Annotated in this window: 22 protein-coding genes; 8 read left to right on the top strand and 14 right to left on the bottom strand. The window is 64.0% G+C overall.

Annotated elements, in window-relative coordinates:
- Positions 1 to 130: 130 nt before the first annotated feature.
- From NDN01_RS25775 to NDN01_RS25760, 4 genes are all read right to left on the bottom strand, one after another.
- Complete coding sequence (locus tag NDN01_RS25775; protein ID WP_272625077.1) at positions 131 to 706, bottom strand: PIN domain-containing protein; 576 nt, start codon at positions 704 to 706, stop codon at positions 131 to 133.
- Entirely contained in the window at positions 696 to 1142 is a 447-nt protein-coding gene (locus NDN01_RS25770) for a DNA-binding protein (RefSeq protein ID WP_272625076.1), read from the bottom strand. Before NDN01_RS25770 ends, NDN01_RS25775 begins: the two co-directional genes overlap by 11 nt.
- A 73-nt stretch (positions 1143 to 1215) precedes the next feature.
- The gene (locus NDN01_RS25765) at positions 1216 to 2577 is read right to left on the bottom strand and encodes a tyrosine-type recombinase/integrase (protein WP_272625075.1); all 1362 of its coding nucleotides are present in this window, start codon (positions 2575 to 2577) and stop codon (positions 1216 to 1218) included.
- Positions 2570 to 2716: a hypothetical protein gene (locus NDN01_RS25760; RefSeq protein WP_272625074.1), complete on the bottom strand. Its 147-nt coding sequence runs from the start codon at positions 2714 to 2716 to the stop codon at positions 2570 to 2572. Before NDN01_RS25760 ends, NDN01_RS25765 begins: the two co-directional genes overlap by 8 nt.
- Before the next feature lie 289 nt (positions 2717 to 3005).
- On the opposite strand from NDN01_RS25760, the gene NDN01_RS25755 reads away from it, so the two are divergent.
- Positions 3006 to 3299, top strand: a complete 294-nt coding sequence (locus tag NDN01_RS25755; protein ID WP_272625073.1) for a hypothetical protein — start codon at positions 3006 to 3008, stop codon at positions 3297 to 3299.
- 71 nt (positions 3300 to 3370) lie between these two features.
- Here NDN01_RS25755 and NDN01_RS25750 read toward each other — a convergent pair whose 3' ends face one another.
- Genes NDN01_RS25750 through NDN01_RS25740 form a run of 3 tightly spaced genes read right to left on the bottom strand, consistent with a single transcriptional unit; the run spans position 3371 to position 5715 of the window.
- Positions 3371 to 3757: a RidA family protein gene (locus NDN01_RS25750; protein ID WP_272625072.1), complete on the bottom strand. Its 387-nt coding sequence runs from the start codon at positions 3755 to 3757 to the stop codon at positions 3371 to 3373.
- Positions 3754 to 4476: a transporter substrate-binding domain-containing protein gene (locus tag NDN01_RS25745; RefSeq protein ID WP_272625071.1), complete on the bottom strand. Its 723-nt coding sequence runs from the start codon at positions 4474 to 4476 to the stop codon at positions 3754 to 3756. The genes NDN01_RS25750 and NDN01_RS25745 overlap by 4 nt, the downstream gene beginning before the upstream one ends.
- A 39-nt stretch (positions 4477 to 4515) precedes the next feature.
- The gene (locus NDN01_RS25740; RefSeq protein ID WP_272625070.1) at positions 4516 to 5715 is read right to left on the bottom strand and encodes a pyridoxal phosphate-dependent aminotransferase; all 1200 of its coding nucleotides are present in this window, start codon (positions 5713 to 5715) and stop codon (positions 4516 to 4518) included.
- A gap of 134 nt (positions 5716 to 5849) precedes the next feature.
- On the opposite strand from NDN01_RS25740, the gene NDN01_RS25735 reads away from it, so the two are divergent.
- Entirely contained in the window at positions 5850 to 7268 is a 1419-nt protein-coding gene (locus NDN01_RS25735) for an aminotransferase-like domain-containing protein (protein ID WP_272625069.1), read from the top strand.
- 74 nt (positions 7269 to 7342) lie between these two features.
- Here NDN01_RS25735 and NDN01_RS25730 read toward each other — a convergent pair whose 3' ends face one another.
- The 3 genes from NDN01_RS25730 to NDN01_RS25720 are packed head-to-tail and all read right to left on the bottom strand — an operon-like array spanning position 7343 to position 9599.
- A complete protein-coding gene (locus tag NDN01_RS25730; RefSeq protein WP_272625068.1) occupies positions 7343 to 8536 on the bottom strand; it encodes an amino acid ABC transporter substrate-binding protein in 1194 nt (397 codons plus the stop codon).
- A gap of 2 nt (positions 8537 to 8538) precedes the next feature.
- The gene (locus NDN01_RS25725) at positions 8539 to 9186 is read right to left on the bottom strand and encodes a hydrolase (protein WP_272625067.1); all 648 of its coding nucleotides are present in this window, start codon (positions 9184 to 9186) and stop codon (positions 8539 to 8541) included.
- Positions 9187 to 9215: 29 nt separating this feature from the next.
- Positions 9216 to 9599 carry a nuclear transport factor 2 family protein gene (locus tag NDN01_RS25720; protein WP_272625066.1) on the bottom strand — a complete coding sequence of 128 codons (384 nt, stop codon included), beginning with the start codon at positions 9597 to 9599 and terminating at the stop codon, positions 9216 to 9218.
- A 111-nt stretch (positions 9600 to 9710) separates the two neighbouring features.
- On the opposite strand from NDN01_RS25720, the gene NDN01_RS25715 reads away from it, so the two are divergent.
- Positions 9711 to 10643, top strand: a complete 933-nt coding sequence (locus tag NDN01_RS25715) for a LysR family transcriptional regulator (RefSeq protein WP_272625065.1) — start codon at positions 9711 to 9713, stop codon at positions 10641 to 10643.
- Positions 10644 to 10920: 277 nt separating this feature from the next.
- Positions 10921 to 12420, top strand: a complete 1500-nt coding sequence (locus NDN01_RS25710; protein WP_272625064.1) for a DUF4403 family protein — start codon at positions 10921 to 10923, stop codon at positions 12418 to 12420.
- A gap of 98 nt (positions 12421 to 12518) precedes the next feature.
- Here NDN01_RS25710 and NDN01_RS25705 read toward each other — a convergent pair whose 3' ends face one another.
- The 4 genes from NDN01_RS25705 to NDN01_RS25690 all read right to left on the bottom strand — a co-directional run bounded on the left by NDN01_RS25705 (position 12519) and on the right by NDN01_RS25690 (position 18109).
- Positions 12519 to 13463 carry a glycerophosphodiester phosphodiesterase family protein gene (locus NDN01_RS25705; protein ID WP_272625063.1) on the bottom strand — a complete coding sequence of 315 codons (945 nt, stop codon included), beginning with the start codon at positions 13461 to 13463 and terminating at the stop codon, positions 12519 to 12521.
- A 76-nt stretch (positions 13464 to 13539) separates the two neighbouring features.
- Positions 13540 to 16539, bottom strand: a complete 3000-nt coding sequence (locus tag NDN01_RS25700; RefSeq protein WP_272625062.1) for a TonB-dependent receptor — start codon at positions 16537 to 16539, stop codon at positions 13540 to 13542.
- 113 nt (positions 16540 to 16652) lie between these two features.
- Complete coding sequence (locus NDN01_RS25695; protein WP_272625061.1) at positions 16653 to 17609, bottom strand: FecR family protein; 957 nt, start codon at positions 17607 to 17609, stop codon at positions 16653 to 16655.
- Positions 17606 to 18109: an RNA polymerase sigma factor gene (locus NDN01_RS25690; protein WP_272625060.1), complete on the bottom strand. Its 504-nt coding sequence runs from the start codon at positions 18107 to 18109 to the stop codon at positions 17606 to 17608. Before NDN01_RS25690 ends, NDN01_RS25695 begins: the two co-directional genes overlap by 4 nt.
- Before the next feature lie 448 nt (positions 18110 to 18557).
- Between NDN01_RS25690 and NDN01_RS25685 the strand changes: the two genes are divergently transcribed.
- The 4 genes from NDN01_RS25685 to NDN01_RS25670 are packed head-to-tail and all read left to right on the top strand — an operon-like array spanning position 18558 to position 22663.
- Complete coding sequence (locus NDN01_RS25685; RefSeq protein ID WP_443025175.1) at positions 18558 to 18770, top strand: flagellar biosynthetic protein FliQ; 213 nt, start codon at positions 18558 to 18560, stop codon at positions 18768 to 18770.
- 11 nt (positions 18771 to 18781) lie between these two features.
- On the top strand, positions 18782 to 19537 hold the full coding sequence (locus tag NDN01_RS25680) for a flagellar biosynthetic protein FliR (RefSeq protein ID WP_272625058.1): 756 nt from the start codon (positions 18782 to 18784) through the stop codon (positions 19535 to 19537).
- A gap of 1 nt (position 19538) precedes the next feature.
- Positions 19539 to 20636, top strand: coding sequence for an EscU/YscU/HrcU family type III secretion system export apparatus switch protein (locus NDN01_RS25675; RefSeq protein WP_272625057.1), 1098 nt, complete (start codon positions 19539 to 19541; stop codon positions 20634 to 20636).
- Positions 20633 to 22663 (top strand): flagellar biosynthesis protein FlhA, encoded by a 2031-nt coding sequence (locus NDN01_RS25670; protein WP_272625056.1) that lies wholly within the window; start codon positions 20633 to 20635, stop codon positions 22661 to 22663. Before NDN01_RS25675 ends, NDN01_RS25670 begins: the two co-directional genes overlap by 4 nt.

Below are 22663 nucleotides of genomic sequence, written 5' to 3'. Positions count from 1 at the left end.
CTCGGGCCGCAAGCTTCCTATTGACCTCCGGGAGCGGGTTCAGCATGTTCCCTATTTGTTCTAACGTCCGGGCCCGAGAGTCAAGGTAGATTCCATTCGGGGGATGAGACAGGGGCCAAGCACCGCCGCTCTATAGATCGTCGAGGTGCTTCTCGATCTGCGCCGCGAGCTTGACGAGTTTCTGGCCACGAAGGATGCCAATGAAATCGGAGCCTGAAATACGCGATCGGCTGAGATTGCGCCGCGCGTTGGCCAGGGAAGCGACCAGCATTTCTGGAATCTGCTCATAGAGATTGACCAGAAGAGCATCCGGCGACTGACGCACCAAGCCGTGCTTCCTCAACTCGGCCAAGGGAAAGTCGCGCAGGTTCCAAGTTACGATTATTGGCGCGCCGGCCTCGATCGCGGCTGCGGCGACATGGCGGTCGTCCGGATCGGGAAGATTGACGATCTGGATATGCCTTTCGTAGCCGGTGACTGTGGCCTCCGGCACTGCCAAGTTCATGAGGCCCTTCGTGGCCTGCAGGTGCGCGGCCGGAAGGTCCGGCGCGTTGGCCAAAAGGCTCCGCATCCATTCGTCATGAATCGCTTCGGTCCACCGCGCATCCACCAAGCCGTCTACAGCGGCCTGAACGACGATGTTCCTCAAGTGGAAGGGGTAGAGAATGCAGGCGTCGTAGATCGCTACAGCGGGATCAAATGCCATAGCGGAGATGGAGATCCTCAGCGTCGGCGGCCAAGTCTTCCATAGCCTTGCGCCGAACATCGAGCTTGGCCTTCAGTCCCAGTACGTCCTTGAGCAGCGCGCGGCGGTGCTTGCCGACATACCGGAACGGCAAGTCACCGCGATCCATCCTCAGTACGACGAGCGGCCGCGAGATGCCCAAGATGGCGGACGCCTCCGTGGGACTCAGTTCCTGATCTTCGGCGAGAACTGCCACGCGCTCGCCGCTCAGCAAGCGCGTGATCAACGTCTCGACCGCATTGGCCGCAGCGGGGGGTAGCGCGACCGTCTGATCCTCACCGTCGCGGCGTCGAACCCGCAACTCGACCCGATCACCCTCAGCCAGCTTGGCCAAAGGCAACACTTTTTTGCGGTCCCGATCGGAGAGACCAGAAAATTTGACGACTTGGCTGACCATGGCGATTGCTCCTAGCCAGCGTATATAGCTGAGCGGGGCCATAACTGCAATAACTGAAAGGCCATCACTCCGGCTATGCGGCAATGCGCTGCTCCTCGCTGTCGGCCGAATCCTCCGCCGAAGCTGCCGCCTTCTGCAGGAACCGCGCGAGGGCGGCCTTACGCGAGTCGCGGTCCAGCGCATAGGTGGTTTGCTTGAACTCGATGCCGTCGAGCAGCCCCTGAATATAGCCGGAGATGGTGTCAGCGGCCATGATCAGGGCGGTATCGAGCGTATGGATATAGTTGCTCGTCACCGAGCCCTTGGCGTGGCCCACTAAAGCGGCGATCGTCACCTCAGTGAAGCCCAGATCGTTGGCCACACTGGCGAAGCTGTGGCGGAGGACGTGAGGCGTGATGTCCGCCAACGGCGAGCCGGCGAAAATCTTTTTCCAGTGATTGGGGAAGCTGCCGAATGCGGCGTCACCGCTTCGGCTCGGGAAGACATAGTCGCCGGACGTCTCCTTCCGGCGCTTCTCAAAATATTCGACGGCGGGCAACCCGATCGGGCGAACCGAGCGGCCTTCCTTGCTGTCGATCAGCCGGAGGCAACTCGAAGCCGTGTCAGCCTCTTCCCATTGCAGCGCAACCATTTCAGCTCGCCGGCATCCGGTCAGAGCGATTTGCCGAATGATCTCAGACGTCATTTGGTAGGCTTCGTTTGTTGCCGCCTCTTTGAGCATCTCGCCGAGAACTCGATACTCGGCTTCGCTGAGGCGTCGAGCCCGAATGTTGTCCTTGGGACGGCGGACTCCATGCGCGGGGTTGCCACCGATGATGCCGGCCTCCACCGCATAGGTGAGAATGCCCCCGAACAATCCGATGGTTCGCGTGGCGGTGCCGGCCCCGCCCTTCACGATGGACTTGCCGCGAAGCTTCCTGGTCTTGGCCACCAGGCGGGTTTTGCCCGCCATAATATCCTTCATCGCCTTCGTGATATCGGGCTTGGTGAGATCCTTGACTCGGCGCGTTCCGAGCAGAGGAACGATGTGGCGGTGAATGCGGCCTATGTCGGAGACGATGGTCCCAGGCTTCTTCGGCCGACCGCCTTTCCCGAGGATGAGACCCGCCCGCAGATCGGCAAGATAGAGATCGCAAAGTTCCTTGACGGAGATGGACTTGTGATCGAGCTGCTTTTCCTCGGCTGGGTCCTCGCCCTGAGCGATGCGGCCCATCAGCGCCTTGGCTTCCTGACGTGCGCGTTCTGGCGTCCAGACACCGTGGAGGCCAATGGTGAAGCGACGAGAACGACCTGCCAATCGGTACTGAATGACATAGCTGCGCTTGCCCGAGGCGAACACGCGCAGGCCGAAGCCGGGAAGTTCGTCGTCCCAGACGACATAGTCCTTCTCGCGGGTATCCGCTGCGTCTACGACCCTCTTTGTGATCTTAGTCATTGGACATCTCCAGCGTGACGCCGCTTTCTCGCGTAAGCACCACGTAAGCAGCGGGACGGAAATCGCTGCGGGAGAAAGGATACCGCTGGCGGGCTATGAAATCAAATTGTTCAGTGTTTATAGGGAGATAGGTGGTCATCGGCGGCTCCTTGCGCTAATCGGCGGAGCAAGCGATAATCCCTCCGAAGGCAGAGGCCACAGGTTCGAATCCTGTCGGGTGCGCCATGTTCCCGCCGCCTCCCATGTAGTTCCTTGCGGAACATTGCAGAAACTTGCGCGAACAAAACCGGCGCGCGCGTACAACTCCCGTACAGCCGCGAATCGGAAGAGCTCCCCGTCTTCCACAACCTCTGCGGCGCGAGGACAGTAGTCCGACCCTGCGGTTGTGAAGTCTGCCTCTCCCCATCCCCCGCCAATAGCCTCTGGGGGTGCGCGCTGTGAGCGGGTGGGAAGCGTCTGTCGGCGCATCTGATGAGTGGTACACGCCGGCCAGTGTGTTCGATGCACTCGGCTGTTGGTTCGACCTCGACGTAGCGCACCCGTTGCTCCCGAAGCCAATACCCCCCTGTGACGGCTTTCTCTCGGCAGACACCCTCCTCAACAATGACTTTTTCAAGGTCATCGCGACGGCGATCATCCTCACCGGCTGGAACGGCGGCCCGCTATCCTGGGCCTATGCCGCAACCAAGAGCGGCGGGGAAATGGCTGCCCCAGACAAGTGATAACGCCTACCCTGCGGTCGCAGGCGTTATCGGCCATACCATCGCGAACGCATTAGCGGGCGTGGGAAAGCCTAGCGCGCAGCAACCGCCTGAATTTCCACGAGCAGATTTGGCTCGGCGAGGCCCGCGACGATGACCATCGTCGTCGCGGCCGCGTGCCCGGCAAATCGACGTTCGCGTTCTTGCCGGTAGAGCGGGACAAGATCGGGGCGCGTGATAAAGCCGTCCAATTTCACCAGATCGGTCATACCCATGCCGGCGTCGGCCAGCACCGCTTCGAGGTTATCCCAGGCCAGCTCGATCTGCCGCCTCGGATCGATCGGCACGGTGCCATCCGGTGTCACGCCAACCTGGCCGGAAACGTAGAGCCAGCGGGCGTTCTCCGACGCCGACGCACCATGGCTGTAGCAGGAGAATGGCGGCGCGATGGTCGCCGGATTGTGCAGCGTGATTGTCATTGCCCACGTCCGATCACGCCGTCGATCTCCGATGGGGTAAAACCATATTTCGCGACCCGCGCCCGATGGTCCGCCGTGCCGAGATACTGGCGAAGCTGCTTGTTCACCGCATCCAGCAGAGCGTGATTGCCCTTGGCGAACGAAAAGCCGCCGACCGGCGCGTCGCTTGACGGACCCATTTCCACATCCACGGCTTCCAGTGCGGGATTGGCACCGGCGATGGAACGGCAGCCAAGCGCGGTGCCGGGGAAAGCGTCGATTGTCCCCGCCATAAACGCAGCGATGCCCTCGGGCTGCTCCTTCAGCACCACGATCTGGCTGTCGCGCACGCCCGCCGCCTTCGCGGCGGCAAATTGGATTTGCTCGGGGATGAGACCGATCCGGGCGTCGCTGCGCGCGGCAACCGCTTCATAGCTCGTCAGCTGCTTCGGATTGCCCGACCGGACGACGAAGCCATCGCCGATCGTCCAGATTGGCACGCTGAACGCAACCTGCTGCGCGCGCTCAGCCGTGACGAAGATCGGGACATTCATGTCCCAACGCCCTTCCTGCACACCCGGCAGGAATTCTCCGAACGATGTGAGGTGATATTCGATGTCGGTCACGCCAATCGCGCGCAGGACCACTTCCGCGACTTCGATGTCCGCGCCGGTGGGACGCTGATCGTCTCCGGTCCAGTAGAATGGCGGTTCCTCGATATAGGCGACTTTGATTTTCATGATCCTGCTCATCGTTAGGTGTTGAAAATTTCGGTGCGATCAGGCGATGGCCGCACCCAGTGCGGCGGAAAGCGCCGACAATGCCGGTCCGAGGCGTTCCGGCGGCAGATAGCCGAATCCAAGGCGGAACACGCGCTCGCTCTCGCCGAACCAGCGTCCGGAGGCCAGTTGCAGGTCATGGTGAGGCAGAAGCCGCCAGAAGCGTGAGACGGCGGCTCCGTCGAACACACCCGGACGGAGGCGCAGGCAGCACAATGCGCCGGCGTCGGGCCGCACCCAGTCGATACGCGCGCGCTCCGCCTCGCGCCACCTCGCCAATTCCTCGATCGCGCCGGCCAGCAACCGGCGTCTCGGCGCGAGAACCCTTTCCTTGTTGCGCAGCAGCGCGGCGGCCAGCGTCTCGTCGAGCACCGAACCGGAAATCACGGTGTTCATCTTGGCGACGGTCAGCCGCGCGCGCAGGTCGGCATCCGCGACCGTCAGCCAGCCCGTTCGCAGGCCGGGCGCGCCGAGTGCCTTGGAAACAGAAGCGCCCGTGACGATGCGCGGATCGAACCCGGCGAAGCTGTCGACCGGAGGAGCGTCGCCATAGGTCGCTTCCCGATAGGTCTCATCGATGAACAGCAGCGCTTGCGGAGATCGCCGCTCCATCATCGCCAGCAGATTTTCGATGACGGCGCGGGATGTCTGGATGCCGCTCGGATTCTGCGGCGACGCGAGGCTGACGAGCCGCGTCCTCGTCGACAGGCTGGCTTCGATCCGATCCGGGTCTAGCTGGTAGCCGCTGTCGAATGACAAGGCGACTTCGCGGACGCGAGCGCCCGCGCCGACCAGGCTGTCACGGCTCAGCGGGAAGCATGGCGACACCAGCACGGCCTCATCGCCCGCCCGACAGAGTTCGAGCGCGAGAAGAAAGATGCCGAGCGCTGTGCCTTGTGTCGTGACGATGTGGTCGGCGGGAACCGCGCAAGCGTCGGTTATCGCTTCGCGCAAATCGAGTGCGCCTGCGGATTTTCCATAACCGAGATTGAGGTCGCGGATGCGATCGAGACCGGCGAGATCGAGGACTTCACCGACCGTCAAATCCCGCGACGTGCTCTCCGCCAGATTGTGCGGGCGGTTCACGTTCAGGAGCGTGATGATCTCGTTGTAGGGAAAGCGCCCACGCCATTTCGCGGAGCCTGCCTCCTCAAGGTCGGGCGTTTGCGTTCCGTCGGAAGGATGAAGGAGCGCGGTCATGGGCACATCATACGGCTCGCGAACCGAGCATAACAGACACAGTATATGTCTATTCGACCATAACAGATTATTGGCGAACCGGGAGCGCGACGTTATGGTACGGAGACTTCGTTTTGTCTCCTACGGCCGCCACCATGTATCGATACGAGCAACTTGCCGCGCTTATCATCACCATGATCGACAACGGCGCTCTCGCGCCGGGGGCTCGGCTGCCTTCGGTGCGGACGCTCAGCGACCAGCATGGCGTCAGCATCTCGACCGCCTTGCAGACTTGCCGAATGCTCGAAGATCGGGAGGTCATCGTCGCGCGGCCGCGATCGGGTTTCTACGTTGCGCCAAAGCCGCGCAAGGTGCTGGCGTTGCCCTCCGCTTCGCGCCCCCGCGCAAGGGCATCGGCCGTCTCGATCAGCGGTGCCGTCGCGGCGTTGCTCGAACATTCGTCGAACCCGGCCTTTCTCCCGTTCGGGTGCGCCGTGCCCGATGGCGCGCTGCTGGAATCGAAACGGCTCGACCTGTCGCTCGCCCGCGCCGCCCGCCAGCACGGCGCGCGATACAATGTCTATGGCACCCCCCTGGGCGATCCGGCGTTGCGCGGCGAGATCGCCAAACGCGCGATGCGCGTCGGCCATATGCTGTCACCGGACGAGGTGGTGATCACGAGCGGCTGCACGGAAGCATTGACGTTGGCCCTCACCTCCGTCGCGAAGCCCGGTGACACGATCGCGGTTGAATCGCCTACCTATATGGGATTGCTGCACACGCTGGAGATGCTGGGTCTGAAGGCCGTCGAACTGCCGACCGACCCTATTCGCGGCATCGATGTTGCCGCAGTCGCCCGGCTGCTGGAAACGGAACGGGTGGCGGCGTTCGCGATCGCGTCGAGCTTCAACAACCCTCTCGGCTCGATGATGGCGGAGACCGACAAGCGGGCACTCCTCGAAGTGCTCGGGCGCTACGCCATCCCGTTTATCGAGGACGATGTCTACGGCGATCTCTATTTCGGGCGGGAGCGGCCGAAGCCGTTCATCGCGCTCGATGGCGGCGCCAACACGATCTATTGCAGTTCGTTCTCGAAGAGCCTGGCCCCCGGCTACCGCGTCGGCTGGATCGCGGCAGACCGTCGCACCCGTCAGGTGATCGAACGTAAGCTCGCCTTCAGCCTGTGCGGCGCTGTCCTGCCGCAGGTCGCGATCGCCGAGTTTCTGGCGAGGGGTGGCTACGACGCCCATCTGCGCCGCGTCCGCCAGCTCTTGCAAGGGACTCTCGCGCGCATGGCAGATGCGGTCGAGGCAAGCTTCCCGGCCGAGACGAAGATGAGCCGGCCGGCTGGCGGTTTCGTGCTGTGGCTCGAATTGCCGAAGCGCTTCGATTCTCGCGCGCTCTTCGACAAGGCGCTGGACCAGGGCATCTGTTTCGCGCCCGGCGATGTGTTTTCCGCCAGCCGGCGCTTCAGGAATTGCCTGCGCTTGAGCGCGGGTCATGGCTGGAACGAGCGTATCGAAGATGGCGTGCGCCGGTTGGGTCAGCTCGCCGTCGCGCTGCTCGCGGCCTGATCATTTCCGACCTGGTCGGCAACATGTTCGAATCCTGCGGATGCGCCATTTAGAGTGCGATCGAAGTGCGCGCTTCACTGGGCCGAAAGCGCATCTGCATACGGAAAGCGCAGCGCGCCGGAGGCCAAGCCCGGAGGTGAAACGACGATTTGCCGTGATCCGCTGCGGAACTGCTCGATCTCATTGCCGGTGATGCCCTGGAATTGGACCTGCAGTACCCGAGGCTCCTGCCATTCGCCGTTCATCCCAAAGCGAACGGCTCCCATCACGGTTTCAAAGACCGTGTCCCGTGTATAGGCAGCGAGATCGGCGTCATCGAAACCGCCAGTTGCTTCGACGGCCTGCGTGACGACCTGCATCTGCGCATAGGCCAGCGGGGCCATGTAGTGCCCGAGAAGGTCGGCGCCGGTGTTGACGGCGCGGGCCTGATAGGCATCCAGAAATTCTTGAATTCCGGAAAACATCATTGTCGGGACCGGGACCCAGTATTCGTAGTTCACGAAACCATTCAGCAAAGGACCGAGCGCTACCTTGACCGCTGTGTTCTGCGGCCCGATCATACTAGCCCCGACCATCTTCGGGCGGAATGGATGCGCGTGGATGGCGCGCACGAGGCCGATCGAATCGTTGAGATAGGAGCAGAGGAACAGCAAATCGCAATTGCTTGCCGCGACGGCATCAATGATTGGCTCGAAATTCTCCGTCGCCAGCGGATACGTTGCTTCATGGAAGATTTTGAACCCGTATTTTTCGGCATTGGCCTTCGCACCGAGGATCGGGTTCTTCGAGAACTCGGCATCAGCCGACAGCAGCGCCACGGTCGTCGGCCGCGGTGCCTGCTCGGCGGCCAACGCGAAGAAACCTTCGGTGAGTGCGGCGTTGGGGTCTGGCCCGGTCGAAATCATCGCGAAGTAGTTAGGATAAGCGAGCGCGTTGTTGACGCCGAGTCCCATCAGCCCGACGAAGAAACGCTGCCGCTCGATGATGACGGACATGGCCGCCAGGATGGTGTTGGTGCCGTAGCCGCCGATAACCAGATCGACCTTGTCCTCGTCGATCAGCCGCTTGTAGAGGCCGGGCACGCGCGACGCTTCACCCTGATCGTCATAGCAAGCGAACTCGACGGGGCGGCCGAGCAGGCCACCCCGCCTGTTGACGTCCTCCCGCCAGATGTCATGGGCCAGGCGGGCCGAGCGGCTGTTGCCCGCGAGCGGCCCGGTCAGCGAGAGGCAATAGCCGATGCGGACGGGCGCGGTCGCGGACGGCATGGTCAGCCGCCTGCCTTGGCGCCCGCGGCGAGGAGCTGCATTTCCCAGGCGAAGGCAACGGCGCTGGCGCCACCATGTTCGAGAACGACCCCGGCGACGCCAGCGGCGGTCTCTTCGCGCGCCCAGTCGCGCTGCCACTCGCCCAGCACAGCAAGCCAGGTGATCGGGACGGCACCGGCCTGAACCATGCGGCGCACCGCCATGTCGTGTGCTTCCACCGAAACCCCGCCCGAGGCGTCGGTGACGACGAAGACCTGGTAGCCTTCGCCAAGCGCCTGGATCGCCGGCATGGCGAGGCAAATCTCGGTCCAGAGAGCCGCCAGGATGAGCTGCTTGCGTCCGCTCTTCCTGACAACATCGGTGACGTTCGTGTCCTGCCAGGTGTTGATGAAGCTGCGGTCGACCGGCTTCTGGTCCGGAAAGACGTCCTGCAGGCCCTTGATCAGGTGGCCGCCACGTTCCGCCAGCACCGTGGTCAGGATCGTCGGCACATTGAAGACCTTCGCCGTCTTGGCAAGGCCGACGACGTTGTTGGTAATCATCGTCGGTTCGTGGCTGTTCAGATTTGCGAACTGATATGGCTGGTGATCGATTAGCACGAGAATGCTGTCTTCGGGGCGCAGCAGGGCATCAAGACCGTTTTTGGGCATAGGGGCTCCTTTGGGGTGTTGGATGTGGTTCAGGCGGCAGGTTCGAGAAAAACGTAGAGGGAGTGAATGCGGCCGCCCTGAACCTGGGCGATATCCATGCCGGCGACGGCGACCGGGCCGTTCGCCGGGCCTGCCTGCCAGCGGAGCCGGCCGATGCCATGATGGCCGATCGCAGGCCCAATCGCCGTGAAGGCAAAGTCGGGCGGCAGACTCGCAAGCAGCGCCGACACCGCAGCATCGATCGCGATATGCCCTGTGGCCGATGCCTCCGGCTCATAGAGGACGGCGTCTTCCGCATAGAGTTCATGGATCGCGGCGATACGCCGCCCGGTGTCCCGCTCGCTGAACACACGGGCGAGATTCGCCTGCATCAGCCGGTCATAGTCGATGGAATTTTCCGGCTGGATGGGCATTGCCGCGGCCTCATTCGGGTTGGATCGAGGCAGTCAGCATAGCGAGGTAATTTGATAAGATTAGTCGCTGATGACTGGAACCAACCTCAACGATCTGTTTAAAATCATCTCATGGAGACATTGGCCAATCTGGAATCCTTCATCCGCAGCGCCGAATGCGGCAGCTTCTCCGCCGCGGCGCGACGGCTGGGCGTGACACCGGCGGCCATCAGCCGCAATGTGGCCATGCTGGAGCGTAACCTGGGTGTCCGCCTGTTCCAGCGCAGCAGCCGCAACCTGAGTCTCACTGAGGACGGCGATCGTTTTCTCGCGTCGGTGACTGACGGCGTCGAGTCGATCCAGGCGGCCATCGCCGACTTGACGACACAGTCCGGCAAGCCCGCAGGCGTGCTGAAGGTGAGCGTGGCCCTGACGTTCGGGCTGGACTACGTGCTGCCGTTTCTGCCGGCCTTCATGGAGCGCTATCCCGACGTTCAGATGGACTGGAGCTTCGAGAATCGGCAGGTCGATCTGATCGGCGAAGGGTTCGACGCGGCGATCGGTGGTGGCATGGAACTGGCGCCCGGCGTGGTGGCGCACCGGCTGGCACCGCTGCATGTCATCGCCGTGGCTTCGCCGGACTATATGCAAGGCCGCAAGCCGCCACGGCAACCGCATGAACTGGCGCAGTTCGATGGGATATCCATGCGCTCAGCCCTGACTGGCCGCGTGCGCGTCTGGAAGATGCGCAACCGCGACGGCGAGGAGGCGACGCTGGAACACAAGGCCCGCATGGTCGCCAACGATCCCGAGGCAATATGCCGTGCGGCCCTGATGGGGCTGGGCGTGGCGATGATCGCCATGCCCTATGTCGAGCGGCATCTGGAAAGCGGCGCGTTGCAACGCCTGGTGCCAGACTGGCACGCGGATCTCGGCGCGATCTCGCTTTATTTCGCCGGCCGAAAACTACTGCCCGCCAAGACCCGCGCCTTTGTCGACCATATGACCGTCGCATTCCGCGAGCATCGCTTGGCGCAACGATTTTCAGCGGCAGGCGAGCCTTAGAGGGTGGCACATCCACCATGCCAGCACTAGGGGCGACTCCGTGGCGGGCGAGGCGTCAGGTTCGATCATCCCAAGGACTGCGATAGCGATAGCTGCGCGCTGGACGGCGACATCCACAGCAACGGCGGGCAAATTGTGTCCTGCCACTGCGCCGCCTCATCTCTCCCCACAGATGCGGAATGCCCGGGAGAGGCCCGAAAATACGAAGCTAGGTCCGAAGCCCGCGCAGGCAGGAATATTTGCGCCTTCACCGGCCAGGCGGCTATTCAAGGGCAGGATGACTGACTTCCGATCCTTTCGCGCCATCGCCGTCGGTGTCCTCGTCACCCTGCTCGCGGCATGCTCCTCCCAGGTGGGCAATCCCGCGCCGCCACGAGTCGTCACGCCGGCCGAACTGCCGCAGCGCAGTTCCACCATCGTGGTCCCGGTGTCCGCAAAGCTGGCCGACCTGGAACGCGGGTTGAATCAGCGCACGCCAAAGACCCTGTGGCGAATCGAAAAGCGCGGCCTGCTGTGCGTGCCGCCCAAGCGGGTCAAGCTGTTCGGCAAGAAGCTGAAGGTCACGCCAAGCCTGCATTGCGACATTGTCGGGCATGTGAAACGCGGGCGGATCAGGCTGAGCGGCAGCGGTGCGACGCTCCTCATCACCATGCCGGTAGCCGCCACGATCCGCGCGGAGAATGTCGGCGGCATCATCCGCCGGGAAACGGCAACCGGCAGCGCCATCGTGCGCGCGTCGGCGACGCTGTCGATCGACCGCAGATGGTCGCCCACCGCCAAGGTGCGGATCGCCTATGACTGGACCGAACCGCCGGGCATCGATTTCCTTGGCCAGCGAATCAAGTTCGCCGGGAAAGCCGACGACAAGCTGGAGGCAGTCATCGCCGGCCTGGAACGCGATCTGCCGAAGGAACTCGCGCGGATCGACCTGCGCAACCGCCTCGACGGTGTCTGGCGGCAGGGTTTCACCTCAGTGATGCTCAACCGCGAACGCCCGCCGGTGTGGATGCGCATCACGCCGCGCTCGCTCGGGTTCGGCGGCTACCGCATCGTTGGCGACCGGCTCGAAATGACGCTTGCCGCCGAGGCCCTGACCGAGACTTTTGTCGGCGATCGTCCGCCCGATCCGGTGCCGACACCGCTGCCGCCGCCTTCCCGTCAGCCCGGGCCGCGCGGCCTGCGCTTCTTCATCCCGGTGCTGGCCGATTACGAACAACTCCAGCCGGTCGTCGAGCGGGCCTTGGCCAAGCTGGCCAAGAAGCGCCAGATCGTCCTGACCGGGGTCGGCCCGGTCGACGCGACCTTCGGCAAGGTCACCATCTATGCGACCGACAACAATCACCTCGCGGTCGGCATCGTCGCCAGCGTGAAGGCGCGCAAGACCTCGCTTGTCGCGACCAAGGGAGAGATATGGCTGTCGGCCATTCCTTATAACGATGCCAATTCGCAACTGGTCAGGGTCAAGGACCTCCAGATCGCCGGCCGAACCGACAGCACTGGCGTCAACCTGCTGTTCGCCCTGTTCGAAAACAGTTCGGTGCGCGACAGCATCCGGGAAGCACTCGTCCACGATTTCGTCGGCGACTATGAAAAAGTGCTGACCGCGGCGCGTGGCGCGATCGCCGAGCGGCGCGAGGGCGACTTCATCCTGTCCGCAGACGTCTCGCGCGTCGACAACGGCCTGATCAAGGCGACCGGCCAGGGCCTGTTCCTGCCGGTCGAAGCACAGGGCGAGGCCCAAATCCTCTATCGCCCGCGCCGCCCCCCGGCCCGATAAAGCGGCGGCGCGTCACCAATCGCCATCCGGCTCTTCGACCCGTGACGGCCGTCCAGTGTCATCAAACGAGAGCCAAAAGGCGAGAGGTGCGGAGGTCGTCAGCTTCCCGGCCTCGGACGACACCGGTAGGTCTCCAGTCCGCGGCTCGCGACATACGCCTTGAGCGCCAGCGGCTCGTCGGTCTGGATGGTGTCGACGCCGTCGGCGATCATCCGGCCCCATATCCGGTCCGGCGCCAGCATCGCCTCCGCATCGTGAAGCGCGGGCGTGCCGTTCAGGCTGTTGACCCAGAAGCGGGCGCAACGCGTGCGTATCGTGTCACGCAGCGTCGCGATGATCGGCGGATTGACCACGTCGATCTCATAACCCACCGGGCGGATCGGGTCGTAGGGCGGAATGGTCGCCTTCGGGTCCCCCTGCATCTCCCTTTCCCGGATGATCGGCTGGAAGCGCACATCGCGCACCCAGGGCGCGCTCGTCATTACTTCGGCCGCCGGTGCCGGCGCCTTGAACAATACCTGTTTCCGATCGCCGAAACGGTCGACCAGCGCGAGCACCTCCCGAGTCAGGTCGCTCTTGGCGTCGATGTTTATGAGGATGCGGCCCTTCGCCGCGCGCAGGGCATCCTCGAACAGGGGGATACGACGCGTCGTGACCGGCGATCCCCGACCCGCTCCTTCGCGCAGGTGCAAGGCCTGGAGATAGGCCCACCCAAGCTCCTCGACCTTGCCGGTCCCGTCCGTCATCCGGTCCACCGTGGCATCGTGCATCAGGACCAGCACGCCATCCGCCGTGGCGCGCACATCCAGTTCGACCATATCGACGCCAAAGGCGATACACGCCTCGATCCCGTCGATGCTGTTCTCCGACGTCTGCTTCCAGCATCCGCGATGGGCGACCACCATCACCGATCCATCCGGCCCGGCGAGGCGCCGTTCAAGCACTCGCGCATGGCCTATAGTCTTCTCGGCACCCTGTGCCGGCATCGTCTGCGCCAGGGCAAGGGCGCAGGCGAGCAGCCGGGTCGTGATCCGGTTCGGCATTATGATTTCCTTTCAAGAAGGGAGCCCGCGACCGTCACCGGGGCCGCGCACGCCTTGTCAGCCATGGAGGCGTCGATCAGCGGCCCGGCGTCCAGTTGATGCTCAGCCAGATGGTGCGCGGCGTGGAGTAGCTGTCCTTGAGCAGGTTTCGCTTCGGCCCGGTCACGCTGTCCATGCGTTCTTCAGTGAGGTTGTTGACCTCCGCCACCAAATGGAGGCCCGGCTTGACCTGGTAGCGTGCCTGGAGGTCGAACTGCTTGCGGGGCGCCCAATAGACATCCTGCCACGAAACGTCCGGCACGATGTCGCGCAGCGCACGGCCGGTCCAGTTATAGGCGCCGCGCAGTTCGAAGCCGTTGCGCGCATAGAAGATCGAGACGTTGCGAATCTCGCCGGGCTGGCCGAGCAGCCGGTCGATGCGACGGGTGGCCTTGCTGGCCATCGGCACCTTCATCTGACCATCCAGCAGGCTCCAGTTCGCGGAGACGCCGATATCCTTGAGGATCGGGCTGACGAATTCCAGCGAGTTGACGACGGCGGACAGTTCGATACCGCTGATCCGCGCGCTGCTCGCGTTGGCGGGCTGGATCACGTCGGCATTCGCATAGGTCACGCCGTCATAGGTGAAGCCGGTCGAGCGGGCCGCATAGATTTCGTCATGGATCTCCTTGCGGAAGACCGCCGCCGAGAGCATGCCGCCATAGTCGTTGGACAAGGTCCACTCCACGCTCAGGTCGAAATTGTCCGCCCGGCGCGGCTTGATGGCGGGATTGCCCAGATTGACCGTGATATTCTGGGCATTGGGATTGCCGATATCAGCGTCGCTCTCGAAGCTGATGGACGAACGGGCGGCATAGGCTTCGTAGCTTGGGCGACCGATGGTCTGCGAAAAGCCGCCCCGGACGCGAAGCGCATCGGACACATCATAGCTGGCGAGGAAGGACGGCAGCAGGAAACTATAGTTCGACCTGGCGTTATTGGGCGTCCACCGCCCGCCGAGCCGAACAAAGCTCCGCGTATCGATATTCGTGCGTTCGGCGCGAAAACCGCCGAGGAGCTTCAGCGGACCCGCCGCATAGGCGAGCGTCGCATAACCGCTCAGCAGTTCTTCGTTATGGACGAAATTGTCCTGGTTGTTGCCGTTGATGGAATCGTCCAGCTTGATCGAGGCCCGGTTGGCGGAGAATTGCTGCCAGGCGCGGTCGTTATCGATGGTGATGAGGCGCAGGCCGCTGCGGTTGAAGGACAGCCAGGCATTGCTCATCGTGCCGATGCCCGCCAGCGTGAGGCTGCGGTCGGTGGTGCTGTACTGATCGCCGTAGAAATTATGCGTGGCCTGCGTGTCGGAATAGGCGGCGCCAAGCCCGAAGCCCAGACCCTCGCTGTCATTGTCCATGTTGTGCGCCCAGTCGGCGCGCACGCTGTTGATCCGGCCGCTCGAATTGCGCTCGCGATGACGCCAATAGGCGGGCTGGTAGAGCGACATGTTGTAATAGGCGTCGGGCGAGATGTTGAAGCTGTGGTGGAACTGGCTCGTGTCGTAGTCGAACGCGAATTGCGGCAGGCCGATAGTGCTGCCGGATGCGTTGATGCCGCCATTATATTTCACCATGTCATGCGGCTCGCGCGAAGTCGCCTTGGACAGGCTGCCCCGCACCGAGATTGCGTCGGCATCGCTCGGCTGCCAGTCGACGCCCGCCTGGAACAGCTTCGTCGCGCTGATCGTCCTGCCGGTGCGGTAACCGAGTTCAACCGAGGCGGCGGCGTAGTGCCCGCCGGTGTCGGTCTGCTGCGTGATGGAGGTGTTACGGCCGTTGATGACCACCTCGTTGCGGTTGTAGCCGTCGATGAACTTGTAGTAGCCGGCCATGCCGAACAGCTTGAGATCACCGAACGCGCCTTCCAGCCGGCCGGTCACGCTCCAGCGTTCGCGGTCGCTTTCATTGTACCAGCTCTTGTCCTGCTGCGGCACCGCACGGCCATTGCCCAGGCTGTTGTCGGTCAGCCGAATGCCCTTGTCGTTGTAGAAATTGTAGTAGACGGAATCGCTGGTGCCATGGACTTCAGTGTAATTCTGCAATCGCTGGTAATTGCCCGACACCACGACGCCGAGATTATGCTCGGCGCCAAAGGTGGTGCTGCCCGTCATCGAGAAGCGGCGACCAAAATCCTGCTGCGGATGCGGCACGCCCTTCTGGCTGGTGTTGGCGAGACCGGCCTCCGCCGTTAGAAACGGGCGCCCGCCCCCGTCGAAGGCGCTGCGCGTGCGCAGGTCCACCGCGCCCCCCACCGCATTGGCATCGAGTTCAGGCGTGAAGGTCTTCACCACCACGATCTGCTTGACCAGCGATGTCGGTAGGATGTCGAGGCGAACGCCGCGCCCGGCCGCGCCCGTGCCCGATTGCGGAATGCCAGGAGACGCGACAGGCAGGCCGTTGATGGTGACGTTGTTGTACGACTGGTTGAGGCCGCGCAGCACCGGCGCGATGGCCTCGTCACGAGGATGCTCGTTATCCGCGACCGGTAGCACGGACACGCCCGGGATGCGGCGCATTGCGTTGACGATAGTCAGATCCGGCAGGCGCTGCGCCTCGTCGGAGGAAATGGCGTCGACGATGTTGCGCTCGCGCCGCTTGATGGCGATGGCGTTCTGGTTGGCGCCGCGCTGGCCGGTAACGGTAATCTCGGCGGCGCCTGCCTCATCCTCAACATCGTCGGCATGGGCCGCGACGGCATGCGCCTGGGCGGAGACGCGCGTGGCGACCGGCGCGGGCCCCGGCTGGACGACGATCACGAAGGAGCCGTTGCGCTGCTGATAGGTCAGGCCGGTGCCGCTCAACAACTGCCCGAGGCCGCCCGCCACGGCAAAACGGCCGCGCAGGCCCGGCGTCTTGCGATTGCGTAGTAACGCGGGGTCAGCCATCAAATCGACCGAGGCAGTGCGCGAGAAAGCCGTCAGCGCCGGAGCCAGCGCGCCCGCCGGGATCGCGAAGTCCATCTCCCGTGCGCTCGCCGGCCCGGCCACCGTCGCTGACAGCGCGGCAACGCTGCACAACATCATGCTACGAAACTGCATAAATCCCCGCTTTGAATGTTCCGGCCCCGATGGCCGTCTCACGCAATGACGACGGGAATCGGCAAATCTGACACGAGACCGAGCGAGGAATTTTGTTACATTTTTACGTCAGTTCAATGACTTGAAAGAACGTATTCGGCGGGGTCCTTGCGTAGATGGAAACCGTGCAGGCTCGCGAGATTGACCAGTTGCTGCTCAGCCCGGTTCAGGCGGAAACGGCCCGCCACGCGCTTGTCAGCCAGAGCATGATCCGCGATCCGGATCGGCCGGTCGGTCCAGCGCTGAAGCGCCGACACCAGTCGCCAGAGCGGCATGTCCTCCGCCTCCAGCCAGCCTTCGCGCCATGCGGCGACCGGAACGCCTTCCAGCTTCCGGACCGGCTCCAGATGTCCCGCGTCAAGCGCGGTCCCATGATTTGCGGGCACCAGCACAGAATCGCGCTCCGGATCGCGCGGACCGAAACGCACCAGTCCCTGTTCCACCGACACTTCGATCCGCTGCCCGGCCAGCGCTACGTCGAAACGGGTACCCAGCACGGTCGCCCGGCCATCGCCCGCGGTAACCGAGAAGGGTCGTTCGACGTCATGATGAACGTCGAAAAAGGCTTCGCCCCCCTGCAGCACGGCCTCGCGCCGATCCCCCGCCAGCTTCACCCGTATCCGGCTCGCCCCGCTGAGCGTCACGCGCGATCCGTCGGCGAGCGCGAAGGTGCGAACCTCGCCGACACGAGTCGCATAGTCCTGCGCCGGGGCAAGAGCGAAACGGATGGCGGGAAGGCACAGAAAAAGCGCGACCATCGCCGCCATGGCGCCCAGCACCCCCGCCGCGATCCCGAGCGAACGGCGCCGGGCCGTTGACCGCGGCATGGCCTGCGCACTGTCCAGGCGGTCCAGCGCGTCGGTCACCGCCGGACACATGCAGGTCGCCCACAGAGCATCGAACCGGGCCCGGCGCCCCTGCCCGCCCGCAAGCCATGCGTTGAAGGCGGTGGCGTCGATCATCCCGCCCAGATGCCGCGAGACCCAGAGCGCCGCTGCCTCGTCCTCCATGTCGTCCCACGTCCGGCTCATGCCGCGTTCTCCCGGCGGCTGATTTCGGCCATCGCCTTGTGCAGCGCAAGCACCGCGCGCGCGACATGGGTGTCCACCGCCGCCGGTGTGATTTCCAGCGCCTTCGCAACGTCGCGCGCGGATTCTCCGCGCAGGCGCCGGCGCAGGAAGACCTCGCGTCGCAGCGGCGGCATGTCCTGTAGGATGCGCTCGACCATCTCGACCCTTTCCCGGTGGAGAAGCGCCTCTTCAGCGGATGGCAGGCCAGCGGCAAGCTCATATGTCTCCGGCAGCGGATCTTCGGCGCGGCGGCCGAGGATACGCGCCCGATCGCGCATCAGGTTGGTGGCGATCACCCGCACCATCGCACCGAGATTGCCGATCGTCCCCTGGTAGCGCGAAAGGCGCAGGAAGCTGTCCTGCACGACGTCCTCCGCGGCGGCATGATCGCGAATCTGCCGATAAACCAGCCGGTACGCGTCCTCGCGCAACTGCCGGTAGTCCGCATTCTCGATCGACATCGCCGCCCCTGATTCGCCGCACTGCGAAGGCGCTTAGGCGGGGAGGATGACCGGCATGTTTCACATCGGCTGGTCGGGGGGCACGACATGACCAGTTTCTCCGCCGCGAAATGGACGCGCGGTAACGAACCCTTCCAATGGATTGCGACGTCTCCGGTCCCGGTGGAAAAGCGACGGAAGCCGCCTGGCCCCGAAGGCGGCCGATCGCGCGAATCACCGGGCGGAACGACGCCACGACCATGGTCCGGACGGGGATCGATCGCCGCGATCCGTTTCGGCCTGCCGCATATGATTGTCTTTCGAACGCTCAGCCCATATGTCCTAAAATGAGACGATCGGGGGCAGGTCGACTCGGGGGCAATGCCTCAGTTGCGTATCGCGGGGGGATGAATTGGGGGCGGATCGTGCACTTGGCATATTGAACGATATGCTGTGGAATAGTCTGCTGGTGGCTGGTCCCGTGTTGATTGCCACCTTGCTGGTGGGCCTGCTGATCAGCGTGTTCCAGGTGACGACCCAGCTCCAGGAAATCACCCTGAGCTATGTGCCGAAGATCCTGGTCGCGGCATTCCTGCTGATCGCGATCGGGCCATGGATGATGGGCCGGGTCACCCAGTTCGCCATTTCGCTCTACCAGATCATTCCATCGCTCGCCGGCTGATCGGCAACACGATGGAGGACCTGACCGACCAGGCGATCGCGATCCTGCTGGTGTCGTTGCGGATTGCGCCGACCCTTGCCTTCGCGCCGCCTTTTACCCTGATCCGCGTTCCCGCCACGATCCGCGTGATGCTGGGTATCGCGCTGGCCGGCTGGCTGGTGTCGAGCCATCCGACGGCGAGCTGGCAGGCGGATTTCTGGTCGCACGGTCTGTTCCTGACGGTGATCGGCGAGCTGCTGCTGGGCATCGCGCTGGCGCTCTCGCTTCAGCTGGCGTTTGCGGCGCTGCTCACCGCCGGGCGCGCGATCGACATCCAGGCCGGGTTCGGGCTCGCCGTGCTGATCGATCCCACCACGCGATCTCAATTGCCGCTGGTCGGCACCCTGTTCGCCTATGCCGCGGGCGCGGTGTTCTTCGCCACCGAAGGGCCCGCCGACCTGCTCGCCATCTGGTCGGAATCGCTCGACCGGGTACCGCTGGGCAGTGCGGGCATCGGCGGCGACGTGACGGTGCTGACCGCCTATATCTCGGGCGTGTTCGTGATGGCCTTCGGGCTTGGCGGGCTGATCATGCTGGCGCTGTTCCTCGCCGACATCACGGTCGCCTTCCTGTCGCGCACCCTGCCGCAGATGAACGTGATGCTGCTCGGTTTCCAGGTGAAGGCGATCGCCACGCTGGCTGTCCTGCCGGTCGCGATCGGCGTGTCGGGCACGCTGTTCCTGCGCATGCTGCGCTACGCGCTCGAAACCGCGCCGCGCCTGATCTGACATGGCCGAGGCGTCGCAGGACCAGGACAAGAGCGAGGAGGCAAGCCCCTACAAGCTCGCCCGCGCCCGCGAAAAGGGTCAGGTCGCGCGCGGCGTCGACCTCAGCTTCTTCGCCGGGCTGATCGCGCTTGCCGGTTTCCTCAGCGTCGCCGGCGAGGCGATGATCGGGCACCTGGCGATGATGATGCGCCGCGCGCTCGCCGCCGGCATCTCGACGGCGAGCGATCCGCAACAGGCGCTCGGCGTGGTCGCCACCTCCTATGGCGCGGCATTGCGCCCGGTCCTGCTGTTCGGCGGCACGATCCTCGCGGTCGTCGCCTTGTTCGAGATCATCCAGCTGCGCGGTTTCGTGTTCAGCGCGCATCCGCTCAAGCCTGATTTCAGCCGGATCAACCCGGCCAAGGGGCTGAAGCGGCTCTTCTCGATGCGCCTGCTGAAGGAAGCGCTGAAGAGCGTCATCAAGATGGCGGTATATACGACGGTCGCCTATCTGCTGATCCGATCGGCCGTGAACGGCGCCGGGCTGGCGGTCAGCGACGCGGCCAGCCTGAGCGGCGCGATGCACGAATCCGGCATGCGCATGCTGTGGGTCTTTGCCGGCCTCGCCTTCTTCTTCGCGATCCTCGACCAGATCCTGACGCGCGGCGAGTTCCGCAAGCAGATGCGCATGAGCCGGCGCGAGGTGACGCGCGAAGGCAAGGAGCGCGAGGGTGATCCGCGGCTGAAGCGCAAGCGCAAGCAGCTCCATGCCGAGTTCGCCCAGCGTTCAGCAGGGCTCGGCGCGCTGCCGGGGTCGGACATGCTGGTGGTCAATCCGCAACATGTCGCGGTTGCCCTTGCCTATGACCGGGCAAAATCCGGCGCGCCGGTGGTCCTGGCGAAGGGCCGCAACCTCCATGCGCAGATCATGAAGCGCCGCGCCCGCCAGCTGAACATTCCGATCTTCGAAAGCCCGCCGCTGGCGCGCGCGCTGTTCGCCGAGTGCGAGGTCGGCAGCGAGATCGGCGCCAGCCACTATCACGCCGTCGCCGACCTGTATTTCAAGCTTGCCCCCGACTCTGCCCAAACGGCCGATACGAAGCCCGAGGATTTGCCATGATCAACCGCATTCTCCGCAACAACAAGGATCTGGCGCTGGTCACCGCCATGATCCTGATCCTGGTGATCCTGTTCTCGCCGATCCCGCCGGCGATCCTCGATCTGGCGATCATCGCCAATTTCGGGCTTGGCCTGACGATCCTGCTGCTGACCTTCTATGTCGGCAAGCCAGTCGAATTCTCGACCTTTCCGTCGCTGCTGCTGGTCGCGACCCTGTATCGCCTGTCGCTGAACGTCGCCGCGACGCGCCTGATCCTGACCGGGGGCAGCGCGGGCGAGGTGATCGGATCGATCGGCACCTTCGCGGTTCAGGGCAATTTCGTCATCGGCCTCGTCGTGTTCCTGATCCTGGTCGTGGTGCAATATGTCGTGGTGACATCGGGCGCGCAGCGCGTATCCGAAGTGGCGGCGCGCTTCACGCTTGATTCGATGCCGGGCCAGCAGATGAGCATCGACGCCGATCTCAACATGGGCCTGATCGACCAGAAGGAGGCGGTCAGACGGCGCGAGGAGCTCGAGAAGGAGGCAAGCTTCTACGGCGCGATGGACGGCGCGAGCAAGTTCGTGAAGGGCGACGCTATCGCCGGGATCATCATCCTGCTGATCAACATCATCGCCGGCTGGATCGTCGGCGTGATGCAGATGGAGATGGAATGGACCCAGGCCCTGGCGCATTTCACCCTGCTGACGATCGGCGACGGCATCGCCACGCAATTGCCCGCCCTGATCATCTCCATCGCGACCGGCATCATCGTCACGCGCTCCTCCGCCGACAAGGAGCTGAGCACAGAAGTGTTCCGCCAGCTCGCATCAGTGCCACGCATCCCGCTGATCGTGGCGGGCGTGCTGATGGTCCTGCTGCTGCTGCCGGGCATGCCGAAATGGCCGATCGCGGTGATTATCGGCCTGTCGCTGTTCGGCTGGTACCGTGCCCGCCGCGCCGCCGCCGAAGCGCGCGCCGAAAGCGAAGTGATCGTCGAGGACGCCGGGGAGATGGTCGCGTCAGGGGCGGCCCCGCCACTCGAGGTCCGGCTCGGCAGCGAGCTGGGCGAAGCGTGGCGCAGCGAGGAGCCGATTATCATGGATCGCATCGCCAGCCTGCGCCGCCTGCACGAGCAGGAATATGGCATCGGCTTCCCGGCGGTGCGCGTGATCGACGGGCCCGGTCTGGGCAGCCTGGAATATGAAATCCGCCTGTTCGGGTCGCGCTTCGCGCTGGCCGAGGTGCATCCCGAGCGCCTGCTAGCAATCCACCCGGCCGACAGGAAGATCGCGATCGACGGGATCGAGACCTATGATCCGGCCTTCGGCCTGCCGGCGTCGTGGATCGAGCAGTCGCAGGCCGGCGAAGCCCGCGAAACCGGCCTGCGCGTGATCGATCCGGTGACGGTGCTGATCACGCATTTCGGGGAGATCGTGCGCAGCGAGATGGCAACGCTCGTCACCCGTTCGGTAATCGTCAAGATGCTTGAGGACGCCCGGTCAAACCAGCCCGGGCTGGTCGAGGAACTGATTCCCAATGCGCTTGCCGTGTCGGATGTGCAGCGTATCGTGCAGAACCTGCTGTCCGAGGGCGTTTCGGTGGCCAATTTCGACCTGATCCTTGAGCATCTGCTTGACCTTGCGCGCACGCAGAAGGAACCTTCCGAACTGACCGAGCAGATCCGCCAGCGGCTGAGCTACGCGATCTGCCACCAGTTGCGCGGCAAGCATCAGGACCTCGCGGTGCTGAGCCTCGATCCACGCATCGAGAACCAGATTTCCGCCAATGTCGCCCAGGCCAGCGCGCAGGGGACATTGCTGGTCGAGCCCAGGCTGGCCGAGCAGCTCATCCGCAAATTGTCCTCGATGGTCGAGGCGATGCACCATGACGGCCGCGCGCCGGTGCTGTTGTGCGGGCCGGAGCTGCGCCGCCACCTGAAGGCCTTCACCAAGCGCAGCATCCCGAAGCTCGCGGTCCTGTCGGTCAATGAAATCCCGATGCGGATCAACCTGCGTTCCTTCGATGTCGTGAAGGTCGAGGCATGA

The sequence above is a fragment of the Sphingomonas sp. QA11 genome (assembly GCF_028473665.1).
GTDB lineage: Bacteria > Pseudomonadota > Alphaproteobacteria > Sphingomonadales > Sphingomonadaceae > Sphingomonas > Sphingomonas phytovorans.
This window is presented reverse-complemented; position numbering and strand designations above follow the sequence as displayed.

Bases quoted from the DNA above. Each gene is read 5' to 3' on its own strand.
- NDN01_RS25775 (WP_272625077.1), bottom strand. From the start codon at position 706: ATGGCATTTGATCCCGCTGTAGCGATCTACGACGCCTGCATTCTCTAC.
- NDN01_RS25770 (WP_272625076.1), bottom strand. From the start codon at position 1,142: ATGGTCAGCCAAGTCGTCAAATTTTCTGGTCTCTCCGATCGGGACCGC.
- NDN01_RS25765 (WP_272625075.1), bottom strand. From the start codon at position 2,577: ATGACTAAGATCACAAAGAGGGTCGTAGACGCAGCGGATACCCGCGAG.
- NDN01_RS25760 (WP_272625074.1), bottom strand. From the start codon at position 2,716: ATGACCACCTATCTCCCTATAAACACTGAACAATTTGATTTCATAGCC.
- NDN01_RS25750 (WP_272625072.1), bottom strand. From the start codon at position 3,757: ATGACAATCACGCTGCACAATCCGGCGACCATCGCGCCGCCATTCTCC.
- NDN01_RS25745 (WP_272625071.1), bottom strand. From the start codon at position 4,476: ATGAAAATCAAAGTCGCCTATATCGAGGAACCGCCATTCTACTGGACC.
- NDN01_RS25740 (WP_272625070.1), bottom strand. From the start codon at position 5,715: ATGACCGCGCTCCTTCATCCTTCCGACGGAACGCAAACGCCCGACCTT.
- NDN01_RS25735 (WP_272625069.1), top strand. From the start codon at position 5,850: ATGTATCGATACGAGCAACTTGCCGCGCTTATCATCACCATGATCGAC.
- NDN01_RS25730 (WP_272625068.1), bottom strand. From the start codon at position 8,536: ATGCCGTCCGCGACCGCGCCCGTCCGCATCGGCTATTGCCTCTCGCTG.
- NDN01_RS25725 (WP_272625067.1), bottom strand. From the start codon at position 9,186: ATGCCCAAAAACGGTCTTGATGCCCTGCTGCGCCCCGAAGACAGCATT.
- NDN01_RS25720 (WP_272625066.1), bottom strand. From the start codon at position 9,599: ATGCCCATCCAGCCGGAAAATTCCATCGACTATGACCGGCTGATGCAG.
- NDN01_RS25715 (WP_272625065.1), top strand. From the start codon at position 9,711: ATGGAGACATTGGCCAATCTGGAATCCTTCATCCGCAGCGCCGAATGC.
- NDN01_RS25710 (WP_272625064.1), top strand. From the start codon at position 10,921: ATGACTGACTTCCGATCCTTTCGCGCCATCGCCGTCGGTGTCCTCGTC.
- NDN01_RS25705 (WP_272625063.1), bottom strand. From the start codon at position 13,463: ATGCCGAACCGGATCACGACCCGGCTGCTCGCCTGCGCCCTTGCCCTG.
- NDN01_RS25700 (WP_272625062.1), bottom strand. From the start codon at position 16,539: ATGCAGTTTCGTAGCATGATGTTGTGCAGCGTTGCCGCGCTGTCAGCG.
- NDN01_RS25695 (WP_272625061.1), bottom strand. From the start codon at position 17,609: ATGAGCCGGACGTGGGACGACATGGAGGACGAGGCAGCGGCGCTCTGG.
- NDN01_RS25690 (WP_272625060.1), bottom strand. From the start codon at position 18,109: ATGTCGATCGAGAATGCGGACTACCGGCAGTTGCGCGAGGACGCGTAC.
- NDN01_RS25680 (WP_272625058.1), top strand. From the start codon at position 18,782: ATGGAGGACCTGACCGACCAGGCGATCGCGATCCTGCTGGTGTCGTTG.
- NDN01_RS25675 (WP_272625057.1), top strand. From the start codon at position 19,539: ATGGCCGAGGCGTCGCAGGACCAGGACAAGAGCGAGGAGGCAAGCCCC.
- NDN01_RS25670 (WP_272625056.1), top strand. From the start codon at position 20,633: ATGATCAACCGCATTCTCCGCAACAACAAGGATCTGGCGCTGGTCACC.